We start from the raw sequence: 13,595 nt of genomic DNA, 5'->3' as shown, positions 1-13,595 counted from the left end.
ACTACTTAAAGTGCTTATTTTTAATAACATTAAAATACTTTATTCTAATGTTTACTTGTCAAAACCATAAATCATTTTATCGCAAACCACAGGCGTTGGTCGGTGATCATCATTTACTGCAACAAAGGTAAAGCTGCCACTAATAGCAGAATGCTTGTTGTCATTATGCATAGTTTCTAGAAGTATATCGACATCAACTTTTAAACTGGTATTACCTACATGCACCACCTTTGCTATAAGTTCAGCAAAAGTACCTGCAGGAATAGCTTCTTTAAAGTCTACTCGATCTGATGAAATGGTAACTAAAGGCTTACGGCAAAAACGCGTTGCCGCTATAAAAGCAACCTCGTCCATCCAAGCTAAAGCGTCGCCACCAAATAAAGTGTTGTGGTGATTAGTTCGCCCCGGAAACACTGTTTTAGTTACCGATGTGGTGGAATCTTTAATACGTTGCGCGATAATAGCATCGCGCTCTACTTGTGTCATAGTATCTACTTTTTATTAGCTAATTTGTTTTGCATTAATAAGGCCGGATCAAGGCGTTCACCTTGCCAGTTAAAACGCCAATCTAAATGTGGGCCTGTTACCCGCCCTGTTGCACCTATCTCAGCTATTTTACTACCTTGCTCAATTTTATCGCCCAGCTTTACATCAAGCTTACTTAAATGAATATAAGTAGAGGTAACGCCGTGGCCATGGTCTAAAATAAGTGTGCCACCTGAATAATAAATATCCGGCTGCGAAAACACCACTGTACCACTTATAGGTGCATACACAGGTGTCCCCGTTTTATTGGCTATATCTAAGCCAAAATGTGGTCTGCGTGGCTCGCCATTAAAATAACGTTGGCTACCATACACCCCAGATATACGCCCTTGTGCAGGTTTTAGCACAGGATCTAAAAAGTACAATAGGTCAGAATTAACCTGGCGCGCAGCTCTAATCGCAGCAGCCTCTTTACTTATACGTGCGCTGAGTTCTTTAGCCGGCGATACATATTTTTTAGCAACGCCGGTAATTTTATCAATTTGATAGTCGCGCTTAGTAATTACTAGGCTTTCACTGTGCTCAACACCAGCTTTATCAACCCATTTAAGTGTGTGATTTGTTGGTGCATCGCGGCCAAAGCCAAATACAAAATCACCCTTACTCGAAAGCTTAAGTGTTTTGTCGTTAAAGCTAACCGACTGCGCGTTGCTAATATTACCGGTTACTAAACCGCCTTGAGTTAATTGCCCTTTTAGCTCAAGTGCCATTGCACTTAAGCTAGTAGAGGAAATTAACACGGCTGCTAATAATGTTTTAAGCATGGCTAATAGACCCTTTGCCTACTCCTTCGTAGGCCGTTATTTTTACCGCTTTTTCAGGATATTGTGCTTTTACCTGACCCGCTAAGTATTCTGCAATGCATTCAACCGTGGTATCGCTAGGTAAAATATCGCAACGCGATTCGCTAATAGCCATTTCAAAATAGCCTTGCGCTGAAGTATATGCAAAACATACATCGCCAGCTTTTGCGCTAACGTGCTGTAACTCGTCTGCCTTAATTTGATCCTCAGCGGTGGCTAGATAAATGTCTTGCCACTTTTGTGACCATTCTTTTTGCAGGCGAGGCATAGAAATACCATCTAAACTAATACCAATTTGAGAACGATGCCCATGAATAATACGTTGGCAATTACCATCATGCTTTTTAAGGCCATGGCTGTAATGGTAATAATAGCTTTGATTATGCTCTGGCTTCAATGACAGCTCAATTTTTTCTATATTATCTGGCAGTTGTGGCAAAATAGTCGCTATTAAAAAATCTGTAACCGATGCAATAGTTACTTCATCTGCGTTAATCATACAATAAGCTTGATGTGGAGCACTCATCGCCAAATGGTGGTTATCACCAAATGTACAATCTAATGTTTTATGGTCGCTAAATTCGCTAACCACGCCATTTAGATTATTAGGTACAGCTAAACGATGATCAATACACTCATCTATAATGCCTTTAATTTGCTTTTTAACTAAGCCAAAGTCTAATACCATAGACTCATCGTTTAGTTTGCCATGCAAAGTTAAATCAACAATCCAGCTCTCGCCAACTGCGCCGCGTTTATTACACAAGTAAGAAAAATCTATCACTGTTAGTGAGTTAACAAAAAGGATCATAAATTTCCTTTAAACAGGTTAAAAGTCAGCGGTAATTATAATGATTTATGATTGTAATTGCGCGGTTTAATCAGGCTAAAATCAATTACACCAATCGATTGATTAAAAAACCTGCTAAATTTAGCTTTTTTAACTGATCCGAGTTGTTCAGCGTACAAGTGTACGCTAAAGTAGTTGGCAATTTATAAGCGAAGATAAGTGTTATGGAACCTAAAAATAGCTATACAAAAGAAGACTTGATCCTATGTGGTGAAGGTAAAATGTTTGGTGAAGGTAACTGCCGTTTACCAAGCGACAATATGTTAATGATGGACCGCATTACCTCTATTACTGCCGATGGCGGAATACACGGTAAAGGCGAAATTGTTGCTGAGCTAGATATTGACCCTAGCTTATGGTTTTTCGACTGCCATTTTAAAGGTGACCCTGTAATGCCCGGTTGCTTAGGTTTAGACGCTATGTGGCAGTTAGTTGGATTTTACTTAGGTTGGTCTGGCGGTCCAGGTCTTGGCCGTGCGCTAGGTGTGGGTGAAGTTAAATTTACCGGCCAAATTTTACCAACCGCTAAAAAAGTAACCTACCGCCTAGTAATGAAACGCGTAATTAAACGCAAATTATTTATGGGTGTTGCCGATGGCACGGTAGAAGTAGATGGCCGTGTAATCTACGAAGCGAAAGATTTAAAAGTAGGTCTATTTCAAGACACCAGTGCATTTTAATTAACTGTTAATAATTAAAATACACATACAAAAATGCCTCCACTTGGAGGCATTTTTGCTTAAATTCAGTTATATACTATGTTTTATAAATATTACGATTGTCTATTGCTTCGCGCCAACCACCTAACCATTCTGATTTTGGATCAACTTGTTGATAGGGACAATGCTCTTTAGAGCGACCTGCTAAACCTGCTTTAAATCCTTGAGAATGTGCTCTCTCTAAACGATCTCTTTTTTGTCTCTTCATCGGTAATATCCTCACCTTTGTATTTATATATTTTGTAGCATTAGTGAAATCTACATGTAATGAATAGCTAATAAAAAAGGTTAATTCAAATTATAAAAGCAATTAATTAGTTTGACTTTAACTAAGCTGCTGATGCAATGATGAATTAGCTTTTTAAAAAGTAAGTGGTCGTACTTGCACTGTATTGACCGGTTTAATCTAACTTAAAAACACGATTAAAAAATCGTTTTATTACACTGTTGTGTATATATTGTGACCGGCTAATTTAGCCTTAGTTCCAAATTAATCTAGTCTATTTTTTAATTATTTTAAATTTCATTTAGCTTATTTAATAAACAACACAATTAATGCTTGATTATTTAAAGTCGATCGGTCTAATATGTTGTATGAACAAAAACACACCAACTCCAGTAAGGCGTGGCCGCCCACCCAAAGTAGCCAGAGAAAACGCAGATACCAAAGCGTTACTTATTCGCACAGGCCTAGAAACACTAACCGAGTTTGGTTTTAGCGCAACTGGCCTCGATACCATATTAAAAAAAGCAGCCGTACCTAAAGGCTCTTTTTATCATTACTTTAAAAGTAAAGAAGCGTACGGTATTGCCCTTGTTGATGCTTACGACAGTTATTTTATTGCCAAACTTAATCATTATTTACAACAAAGTGACGTGCCCCCGCTGGAGCGAATAGTCAACTTTACCCAAAGTGCCATTAAAGGGATGAAGAAGTACGATTATAAGCGTGGCTGTTTAGTAGGCAATTTAAATCAAGAACTGAATCACTTAAGTGACGAATTCCAAACCCGCTTATTGCAAAGTTATACTAGCTGGCAAAACTTGGTAGAGGTGTGTTTAAACCAAGCAAAGCAGCAAGGTACAATTGCCAACAGTGTAAACACCCCATTAATGAGTGAGTATTTTTGGATTGGTTGGGAGGGTGCGGTTATGCGTGCCAAGCTCACTAAGTCTAATACTCCACTTACTTTGTATACAGAAATGTTTTTACGCGCATTACTAACCTAATGCGTTTTTTTTACTAATTAAAAGACGATCGGTCTAAAAGGATATCCCATGAGTAACCCAATTAAAGCCATTGTTATTAATAAAGATGATAATAACTACAGCGCCTCTTTAAGCAGCATTAAGAATAGTGACCTGCCGAATGAAAATGTCACTATTGATGTGCTATACAGCACTTTAAATTATAAAGATGGCTTAGCAATAACCGGAAAAGGGCCTGTGGTACGCAGTTTTCCTATGGTGCCGGGTATAGATTTAGTAGGCACTGTGAGCCACTCCACCAGCGATGAATTTAAAAGTGGCGATAAGGTAATTTTAAATGGGTTTGGTGTAGGCGAAAAACACTGGGGTGGGCTTGCTCAAAAAGCAGCACTTAATAGCGATTGGTTAATCCCCTTGCCTGCTGGCATTTCACCTAAACAAGCTATGCAAGTTGGCACTGCGGGTTACACCGCTATGCTCAGTGTAATTGCACTCGAAAAACAAGGCATAACACCCGATTCAGGCCAAGTGCTGGTAACCGGTGCCAATGGTGGCGTAGGTAGTTTTGCAATATATTTACTAAATCAGCTTGGCTACAATGTAACCGCAGCTACTGGACGAATGGAGCAAAGTGATTATTTAAAAGAGCTAGGAGCAGCAAATGTAATTAATCGTGATGAGCTTTCAAACCCAGGTAAGCCGCTACAAAAAGAGCGTTTTGCCGCAGCTATAGACTCAGTAGGTAGCCATACTTTAGCTAATATTTGCGCCTCATTAAAATATGGAGGTGTTGTAACCGCATGTGGGCTTGCACAAGGTATGGATTTACCTGGCTCTGTAGCACCATTTATATTACGTGGCATTCGATTAATAGGCATTGATAGCGTAATGCGCCCAAAAGCCGACCGAATTGAAGCATGGGATCGTTTAGCATCTTTAGTAGCAGCTGATTACCTTGATAAAATATCGACCGAAATAACGCTTGAACAAGTAATTGATAACGCCGAGCAGCTTATGAAAGGTAAAATTCGCGGCCGTGTTGTAGTTAATTGCCAAAGTTAAGCTTTTTACACTGTTAAAGCCTCGTTATTAAATTTATAATACAATTTGTATTTTAATAACGAGGCAACACCTATGAGCAACCAAGAACTTTTCAGTAATAACCCACTGCAAGGCGTAAAATTAGAACAAGTGGTTGAAGAGCTGGTTGAACAATATGGGTGGGAACTCCTATACGCTTATTTACAGCTAAATTGCTTTAAAAATAATCCTGATATTAAATCGGCGGTTAAATTTTTACGTAAAACACAGTGGGCACAAGAAAAAGTAGATAACTTTTATTTGTATCGCCTTAAAAACTTACCACGTCCTGATGATGTACAATACGAACTGCCACCGCGTGATCGCGTGATCCCTGCTGATCATAAACCTGGTGAGCCGTGTGAGTTAAGCTTTACTGATGCAAAGCGTATTATGGAGAAAAAAGAGACTAAGCAACGTGCGCGTACCCGTAAACAGCGTGTTAGCTCAACTAATCCTTGGGGCAACTAAAGCACAAGGTTAAACCACTCATTATTAAAGCTGGCATTGCCGGCTTTTTTATTACGCCTTTTTACTCATACCCTATAAGTTAACAGCAACAGAGGTATAAACTTTACTTTAGTGGCTTGTATCCCCTATCTTGCCAAAACTCTACAGCCGAGCGCTCTGTAGCCAGTGCTACATTAAATGTTTTATCCGCTATAAGTTTGCCATTGTACTCTATGGTCATGCGCCAATTACCAAGTTTATTATTAATTGGTGGCCATAAAGTATCACCTAAATAAAAATGCCAGTCGCTGTCTTTAACATACACCACTCCGGAAAAAGGAGGCATTATGTCGCCTTCATCATCGGGTATATTAGGATGATAAATGCTGTAATGTAATTTTTCGCCTTTGGCTTTTTTAATATTTATGATCAAACCAAATTCAACATCAAGAGTAGCGATGACCTCAGTAGTAAATTGCTCTATTTGCGGCAATGCTTTACTCTCGTTATCCCATGTTGAGTAAATACCGTAGCTTTGCAGCGTAATTATCGGTTTTAATTTAGCCATATCACCTAACTTTATATTTAACGTTTATTGTATGCCAGCAGAGTGTAAATTTGCCATATTTAAAGTGTCATTTTTGGGTTTTTAGGATAGTAATGATTGCTCTGCTGCTCGCACAAACTAAACTCACGAGTATTTTTGTAAGGTAACTTCATAAAACCGGCTACCCCTACGTCGGTAATATTAACTGCGTATTGCATCAACTTATTAAGCAGCCGCCTAAACTCATCCTCTTTACTGGCATCGAGCAACCGGTAGTAATGATGTATTTTGAGCCTATCGGGCAGCGCTTCAAAAATAATGCAGCCAGTGTGGTGTATTTGATTTAGCTCAAACACACATTTAATTACTTTTTTTGGCAGTTGTAGTTGCTCGTCGGGATCTTTACCATCTTCAAAGTAAGAATGTGGCCGGGTAACATCACTGGCATTTACATTCACCGTTTCAAAATCAAGTTCTGGTAAACTTTCAAACTTAAAGGCGCCGGTTCTATCGCGCTCTAGCTGAATGGTTTTACGTGCGTCAAACAAACAACATTTAAACAGCCCTTTTTGGCTAATTGCTTGTGCCAGCATTACGGTGTTATTTACCGCATCGGTAAATGCAGCGGCTAACGTTTCGTTATACAAAATTAGCGATGATTCAACAAACAGTGACTCATCTTTCCAATGAAAGCTTAATCCGCCTACGGCAGGATATTTTGCTAAACGACTAATTGAAGCTAAAAATGCTTTTTCGGTATCTCCGGTATCAAACAAAAACTCTTTGTAGTAACGATCTAATTGGGCATCGTTTACATCAAGCAATTGCTGTTTATGATCGGCTTGGCGTAAAAACTGCTTTCGTGAACTGTATACAACGGTTTCGGGCTCTTCGTCATAACTAAACCAAAACGGAATCGCGGCTTTAACTACTTTTTTAGGTAACTCAGGTAGGTACGCTTTCGCCATACTAGTAATGTTACGCATAAAGTAATCACCTGCGCTATCTCTCACTTGTTTGTTTTTAGAGAGCATACCGTCAATTACTTTAGCCAGCTCTATTGGTAGCCCTAAACTGCTGGCCGGAATAACGTCTACTCCAAACCGACAAGACTGTGCAGAAGCAAGGGCGTACAAGGTTGCCGCTACGCCTTGCTCATCAAAGCGTGGAGATGATTGCTCTCCCGACATTTGTGCTTCACCAATAAAGTAAACATCGCCCATACGTGCGTTAGTGGTGCTTAGGTCTGCCGACATTAAATCCATAAAATTACTGGCAATGGGGTTACCGTCACTATCTATTTGCGCGTATACCGAGCTTCCCCAATCCACTAACGATAGTGCATCACTGGCTTCGTCCCATACTAAGTTTGAAGGTTTAATGTCGCCATGCACAATAGGCTGCGCCGTTATACCCGTATTATGATTGCGCAGATCGAGCAGCACGTTTCTGAGTCGCACTGCCAGCGTCATAATTTTTGCAGCGCCAATTCGGCCTTTTTTCAACGATACTTTTTCAAGGTCTTCGCCCATGGCGCGAGCCATCATTAAAATGCCTTGTTTTTTAATTCGTTCAAATGCATAAAATTCAGGTACAAGTGGATTGTTAATTTGCGATAGCATGTAAGCTTCGTCTTCTAGGCGGTCGCGTATACTTTGCGCTAGCGTAATACGCGAAAACTTAAATACCCAAGGTAAGCCGGTATCGTCGTGTCCCGCAAATACAAAACCAAAAGCGCCTGAGCCAATCATTTCTACATTTTCGTAACCAAGTAAGGTAAGTTTTTTAATACATATATTAAGCCACTGTCTATGCTTTTTAGCATCGTGGTGTGAGAGCAAATAAACAGATTGCTCTTCGTTAATATAAAAGTTACGAATTTCTTTGGCTTGCACTGTATTTTCTCAATTAAGGAAGTGTAACGGCTTAAATTAATAACCCTTTTAGCTGTGTAATACTCTATTTTATTTAAAGTTTTATCTCAAGTAATAGCGCTCGTTTAAATTTTAAGGCTACATATCGCTAGAAATTGCGGATTCAACGTATAGGGCTTAACCTATTGGGCTAAAATAAGGTAAAACAGGGCTTTATATTCTTTTGGGTCAAACAATGACAAACATAATTAAAGCCTCTTCTTTAGCTATAGCGCTTTGTGCTGGTATGAGTACGCACGCAGCTGAGTTTACTTTCTCATCAAACATAAACAAAGATGCACAAACATTAGTCGTATTTTATAGCCAAGATGGAAAAAACAAACAATTTAAAGCACTTAATAAAGAGTTTAAACAGCATTTACAGCGCGTAATAGACATTGAAAACTTTAAAGGCGATTACGCCAGTGTTGCCGAACTTATAGCACCACAAAACAGTAAATATGATCGTATATTAGTGGTAGGTACGGGTAAACAAAAAGAACTAGATAAAGCCCGTATTGCAAAATTAGGTGGCAATATACATGCTCGCTTACTCGGTAATAAAGTAACAACCGCAAGTGTAATATTTGATGACGTAACCGGCTTAAATAATAATGCCGAGTTAGCAGCTAACTTTGCTCACGGTGCTAATTTACGCGACCACCGCTTTGAAAAATATAAGCAAAAAGCCAGCACAGAAACTATTAGTTACACATTTGATGTTGCTAACACTAAGCAAACACAAAAAACATATAAGTTGCTACAAAGCATTCAAGCTGGGGTGTTTTTGGCCCGCGACTTAACTTCTGAAGTTGCTACCCACATGACCCCGGTCGACTTTGCCAATGCAGCTAAAGAGTTAGAGTCTCTTGGCGTTACTATTAGCGTACTTGAGCCTGCACAATTAAAAGAGCTAGGTATGGGAGCGCTTGAAGCTGTTGGCCGTGGTAGCGAACAAGGCGCTCGCCTTGTAGTTGCTCATTATAAAGGGTCTAACGACGCACCTATTGCCCTAATAGGTAAAGGTATTACATTTGACTCTGGCGGCTACAGCATTAAAACAGGTGCATCTATTGCACGAATGAAATCAGACATGGCAGGTGCAGCAGCGGTACTGGGTACTGTAAAAGCAATGGCACTTGCTAAAGCAGATAAAAACGTAGTTGCAGTGATGGGTATGGCCGCTAACATGGTGTCGCAATTTGCTGTAGCACCGGGCGACGTAGTACGTACCGCTGAAGGTTTAAGTGTAGAAATACTTAATACCGACGCAGAGGGCCGCTTGGTACTTAGCGATTCAATGTGGTATGCGCGTAAGCACTTTAATCCTGAAATAATGATTGATGTAGCCACATTAACTGGCTCTAAAGTAGGTGCTGTTGGCAATGAATACGCGGCAGTATTTTCACAAGATGATAAATTAGTAACGCAATTAACCTTAGCCGGAAAACAGGTTAACGAAAACTTATGGCGCCTACCTTTAGGGTATAAAGATGCTTTAAAGTCGGATATTGCTGATTTAACCAATGTTGGCTCCAGCGGCCCTGGTGCAACTACTGCAGCAAGCTTTTTAGAGCATTTTGCCGGTGACACTCGCTGGGTACACATTGACATAGCCGGCAATGCATTAGCTAAAAAAGGCAAAGACGAAGTATCTGCTGGCGGTACCGGATTTGGCGTGCGTTTATTGAGTGAATGGCTACTAAGTAATTAAATATACATTAGTTAGCTTTACTAGCTAAAACACAAAACGCCAAAAGCACATATATGCTTTTGGCGTTTTTTATTGTTAGTTAAAGCAATATAACCTTTAACCTAGAAGGTCAAACACGTTTTAGTCGTAACCATACTTATTATTAAACGCTTCATCGCTCATGGTTAATAAAATAATAAACTCTACAAATGCAATGATCGCCGGAATAGCTGTCCAAAAGAACAACAGATAAATAAAGCCTAAGCCAATTTGCCCTAAGTAAAACTTATGAACACCAAAGCCACCCAAAAATACCGCAAGCAATGCTGCAGCTATTTTACTCTTACCATTGGGCGCAGTACCACCTAATGAATTAGGTTGCGCTGTTTGTCTTACCCCACATTTAGGACAAATTTCTGCTTTTAAACTAATTACGCCTCCACAGTCCGAACAAAACTTTTCGTCTGCACTTTTTAATGTTGCTGCATCACTCATTAATAACTCTCCATTGTTTATAAATATGCTTCATAGCGTAGTTAAGTAAATGTCAGTATATAAATTATTAGTTTTAATTTTTAGATACTTGAAAATATTTAACAGCTAAAAACTTAGCACAATAGGCAAACCATATTCAACAAAAATAAAACAACTATTTTACATTTGGGTGCTTATACATGATTTATATAGTGCAAATAAACGATGTGCAGCTATTAAAACTCGATAGTATCAATAATCAACACTAAATAACGTTAACAAAATTTACATTTAGTTAGTTGTTCTGCATAAACCCTTTTTGCTTAATAGCGCAGCACTAAGTTAATTGTGGTTTTTTAATGGAGTATCAAAATGATAAAATTTGAATCGATAACACTATTTGTTAAAATGTGTACTGTTACGGCATTATTAACCAGCTCAGCCGCATACTCACTAGGCTTCTCACAAACCTACACACAGGCTTACTTACAAGCCTATGCTCAAGCTTCATCTAAAGATAGCAAACAGGCTCCAGCTCAAAACATTCCTCAAAACTCGATTTACCAATTAAATAATACGTGGTTAGATCAAGATGGCCACGAGCGTTTATTAAGTAGCTTTAGTGGTAAAAAGCAAATAGTGAGCCTTATTTACACACATTGTGCGCATACCTGCCCTACTATTGTGTCGACCATGCAAGCTATTGAAAATAAGCTTAGTAATGAAGAAAAAAACAATGTTGGATTTATATTAGTCTCGCTTACTCCTGATACAGACACCCCGACGGTATTACAAAGCTTTGCCCAAAGCAGAAAACTAAGTGCACATAATTGGAGCTTATTAACAGGCTCAGCCGATGATGTGCGCAGCTTAGCTGCAGCATTAAACATTAAGTATCAAAATATAGGGAATAGCGAGGTAGAGCACTCTAATATAATGACGGTGCTTGATCAGCAAGGCAGAATCAAGTTCCAAAAAACGGGTGTAATTAGTAATGCAACTTTCACTGCTAAGGAGCTTGCCAACTTTTAAGCTACTCACTATTACTAAAAACACAAATATAAAACACTTTATTAGCAAATAGAGTGTTTATATTATTTTATAAATGTTTACTTAAAATACCTCCCTACCAGTTAAGTCCACTTTTAATCTCTAATATATTTTTAATCAACTACTTCACTTGCTTACAGCATAGAGTATTAATGACGTATATATACCAACAAGTTATAGGGTAGCGTTGGACTTATTTGCAGCACAATAGAATAATCCGCCCTTCACTCACACTTCAGCTTTGTATTATTAATTATTGGGTACTTACGTGAATAAAAAACAAGCCATACTAGGTAGCGCTATTGCTATTTTATCTATTTTGTTAGGGGCACTATTTCTCGAAACATCATCACTGTTTTTACGTCTACTGCTAGGCTTAGCTTTGGGTTTTGCCTTAGCGAAAGGTTCAATTGGTTTTGCTGGCAGCATTAATCGCGCATACCGACGTGGCTCAACACAGCTATTGCAAACTCTTATGTTTATGTTTGTTATTACTGCCATTATAAATGCTGGCTTATTAGTAAATACAGATTCAACAAGTTATAACTTATGGGTTAACCCTATTAATTTAGGCCTGATTATTGGTGGCGTAATGTTTGGTGCCGGTATGAGCTTGTCGAGCTGCTGTGCTACCGGCATGATGGTAGAAATGGTAAGCGATGTACCACGCGCACTAACAACATTGGTATTTTTTGGAGCAGGTGTGTTTTTTGGCTTTCCGCTACAAGCAACGCAAAGCTGGATCACGCAAAGTGTAATCTCTACAAGTAGTTATGCTGGGCAAGGTGTTTACCTGCCCGATTTGTTTAGTTGGGGGCCATTAAATGGCTACTTTATTGCTATTTTAGTTACGATTGCTTTTGCTTTAATTGTTGTAGTGCTGGCTAAAAAATATGAGAACTACCGACAAAAAAGTGGATCTTATTTAGGGGTTGACGGTGAAATAGCCCGACAAAACCAGTTATTACACAACAGTACACAACAATTTACATTTTTTAGCACCCACACATATAAACGCTGGATAGGAAACATGTGGGAAATGCGCACTTCTGCTTTAGTAATTGCAATTATATTTGGTGTAATGATGGCGTCAACTGGTTCGGGCTGGGGCGCTTCTACCCCTTTTGGCATATGGTTTGGTAAGCTTGTAATGCAACTTGGCATAAGCGCAAACGATATTGCAAACTATACTCTAAGACCCGAAGTAATGTTTACTACAGGCTTTTTTGATCATGCTATTTCGGTACAAAACTTTGCAATAATGTTAGGCACATTAATAGCCGTGCTGCTTATGGGTAAATTTTCGTTTTCATTTAAAATAAACCACTCAGCTAAACAGTTTGCTTTATTTGCACTTGGCGGGCTACTAATGGGGTTTGGTACGCGTTTTGCCAATGGCTGCAATGTAGGTGCATTATTTACCCCTATCGCTAACTTTTCATTGTCAGGTTGGATTTACCTAATTTTTTTACTGCTTGGTGGAATACTGGGTAATAAGCTGCAACATGCTGTTATTAAATAATACCTTTTATAATTAAAATGCCGACTTAAATTATAAGTCGGCATTTTTACTAACCGTTATTTTTTAAACAGTATACGTTTAAGTGTATTGTCTTTAATAATATAATGATGCAGAAGTGCTGCGCTGGCATGTAATGCAATTAAGTAATAACCAAGTACGCCCGTTGTTTCGTGTAGGTATTTAATTTGTTTTGCCAGATCAGTGTTTTTTGCCGCTAATGCGGGTAATTCAAAACCATAAAAAGGGATTGGCGCATCAAATAAACTCAGCATAAACCAACCTGCCAAAGGCATTGCAAACATAAAAGCATAAAGTGCAATGTGCGTAATACTAGCCGCCATGGTTTGCCATTTTGCTGGACTGGGCGTTATTAATGGTTTAGAACCACTTTTTAAACGAATAAATAGCCGAATAGTTACAAGCAATAAAACTGATAACCCCAGCATAAAATGCCACATTTTAAATAAATCGCGAGTTTCTGTGCCCTTATCAAATAAAACCCGTAGTTCAATAGATGCATACACAGCAATTAATACTAATAACATTAGCCAGTGCAGGATTATTGAGAGTTTATTGTAATGGGTAGATGTGTTTTTTATAGCCATAAAACCTCTAAAAATATAAGAAATAAATGCGCTCTTTACTTCTCAAGCACACCGTACTTAACCTGAACTCTGGTTAAGAGATTTACTAACATATTGAATCATCGTTATATTTAATTTTATTTTCTCTAGCCAGA

At 38.7% G+C, this 13,595-nt stretch carries 15 protein-coding genes; 7 read left to right on the top strand and 8 right to left on the bottom strand.

What is annotated here, in order from left to right; all coding sequences use genetic code 11:
* Positions 1-51: 51 nt before the first annotated feature.
* From I6F41_RS06420 to I6F41_RS06410, 3 genes are read right to left on the bottom strand one after another with little or no spacing between them, the layout of a single operon-like run.
* On the bottom strand, positions 52-486 hold the full coding sequence (locus I6F41_RS06420; protein ID WP_011328175.1) for an acyl-CoA thioesterase: 435 nt from the start codon (positions 484-486) through the stop codon (positions 52-54).
* 5 nt (positions 487-491) lie between these two features.
* Positions 492-1,310 carry a M23 family metallopeptidase gene (locus I6F41_RS06415; protein WP_182676700.1) on the bottom strand — a complete coding sequence of 273 codons (819 nt, stop codon included), beginning with the start codon at positions 1,308-1,310 and terminating at the stop codon, positions 492-494.
* Positions 1,303-2,160, bottom strand: coding sequence for a 6-carboxytetrahydropterin synthase (locus I6F41_RS06410; RefSeq protein WP_179807056.1), 858 nt, complete (start codon positions 2,158-2,160; stop codon positions 1,303-1,305). Before I6F41_RS06410 ends, I6F41_RS06415 begins: the two co-directional genes overlap by 8 nt.
* A 203-nt stretch (positions 2,161-2,363) precedes the next feature.
* Here I6F41_RS06410 and fabA point away from each other — a divergent pair, with 203 nt between their 5' ends.
* Positions 2,364-2,879, top strand: a complete 516-nt coding sequence (fabA, locus tag I6F41_RS06405) for a bifunctional 3-hydroxydecanoyl-ACP dehydratase/trans-2-decenoyl-ACP isomerase (protein ID WP_011328171.1) — start codon at positions 2,364-2,366, stop codon at positions 2,877-2,879.
* Between the two features lie 76 nt (positions 2,880-2,955).
* Here fabA and rmf read toward each other — a convergent pair whose 3' ends face one another.
* Positions 2,956-3,126, bottom strand: coding sequence for a ribosome modulation factor (gene rmf, locus I6F41_RS06400; protein ID WP_011328170.1), 171 nt, complete (start codon positions 3,124-3,126; stop codon positions 2,956-2,958).
* Positions 3,127-3,512: 386 nt separating this feature from the next.
* Here rmf and acuR point away from each other — a divergent pair, with 386 nt between their 5' ends.
* The 3 genes from acuR to I6F41_RS06385 all read left to right on the top strand — a co-directional run bounded on the left by acuR (position 3,513) and on the right by I6F41_RS06385 (position 5,678).
* A complete protein-coding gene (acuR, locus tag I6F41_RS06395; protein ID WP_197107938.1) occupies positions 3,513-4,148 on the top strand; it encodes an acrylate utilization transcriptional regulator AcuR in 636 nt (211 codons plus the stop codon).
* Positions 4,149-4,196: 48 nt separating this feature from the next.
* Complete coding sequence (gene acuI, locus I6F41_RS06390) at positions 4,197-5,189, top strand: acrylyl-CoA reductase (NADPH) (RefSeq protein WP_197107936.1); 993 nt, start codon at positions 4,197-4,199, stop codon at positions 5,187-5,189.
* A gap of 72 nt (positions 5,190-5,261) precedes the next feature.
* Positions 5,262-5,678, top strand: a complete 417-nt coding sequence (locus I6F41_RS06385) for a VF530 family DNA-binding protein (RefSeq protein ID WP_011328167.1) — start codon at positions 5,262-5,264, stop codon at positions 5,676-5,678.
* A 103-nt stretch (positions 5,679-5,781) separates the two neighbouring features.
* On the opposite strand, the gene I6F41_RS06380 is transcribed toward I6F41_RS06385, so the two are convergent.
* Positions 5,782-6,225 (bottom strand): DUF3859 domain-containing protein, encoded by a 444-nt coding sequence (locus tag I6F41_RS06380; RefSeq protein ID WP_179807058.1) that lies wholly within the window; start codon positions 6,223-6,225, stop codon positions 5,782-5,784.
* A 59-nt stretch (positions 6,226-6,284) separates the two neighbouring features.
* Complete coding sequence (locus I6F41_RS06375; protein WP_182684531.1) at positions 6,285-8,099, bottom strand: protein kinase domain-containing protein; 1,815 nt, start codon at positions 8,097-8,099, stop codon at positions 6,285-6,287.
* 214 nt (positions 8,100-8,313) lie between these two features.
* Here I6F41_RS06375 and I6F41_RS06370 point away from each other — a divergent pair, with 214 nt between their 5' ends.
* Entirely contained in the window at positions 8,314-9,831 is a 1,518-nt protein-coding gene (locus I6F41_RS06370; RefSeq protein ID WP_011328164.1) for a leucyl aminopeptidase, read from the top strand.
* 120 nt (positions 9,832-9,951) lie between these two features.
* Here the strand turns inward: I6F41_RS06370 and I6F41_RS06365 are convergent, their stop codons facing one another.
* Complete coding sequence (locus tag I6F41_RS06365) at positions 9,952-10,305, bottom strand: TM2 domain-containing protein (RefSeq protein ID WP_011328163.1); 354 nt, start codon at positions 10,303-10,305, stop codon at positions 9,952-9,954.
* Positions 10,306-10,656: 351 nt separating this feature from the next.
* On the opposite strand from I6F41_RS06365, the gene I6F41_RS06360 reads away from it, so the two are divergent.
* Both I6F41_RS06360 and I6F41_RS06355 read left to right on the top strand, forming a co-directional pair.
* Entirely contained in the window at positions 10,657-11,316 is a 660-nt protein-coding gene (locus I6F41_RS06360) for an SCO family protein (RefSeq protein ID WP_197107934.1), read from the top strand.
* A gap of 286 nt (positions 11,317-11,602) precedes the next feature.
* Positions 11,603-12,856, top strand: a complete 1,254-nt coding sequence (locus tag I6F41_RS06355) for a YeeE/YedE family protein (protein WP_182684530.1) — start codon at positions 11,603-11,605, stop codon at positions 12,854-12,856.
* Between the two features lie 56 nt (positions 12,857-12,912).
* Here I6F41_RS06355 and I6F41_RS06350 read toward each other — a convergent pair whose 3' ends face one another.
* Positions 12,913-13,461 carry a cytochrome b gene (locus tag I6F41_RS06350; protein WP_011328160.1) on the bottom strand — a complete coding sequence of 183 codons (549 nt, stop codon included), beginning with the start codon at positions 13,459-13,461 and terminating at the stop codon, positions 12,913-12,915.
* Positions 13,462-13,595 lie beyond the last annotated feature (134 nt).

Source organism: Pseudoalteromonas sp. SCQQ13 (assembly GCF_015864415.1).
In the GTDB taxonomy this organism is placed as follows: domain Bacteria; phylum Pseudomonadota; class Gammaproteobacteria; order Enterobacterales; family Alteromonadaceae; genus Pseudoalteromonas; species Pseudoalteromonas nigrifaciens.
The sequence above is the reverse complement of the archived record's forward strand: the minus strand, read 5'-3'. Positions and strand labels throughout refer to the sequence as shown.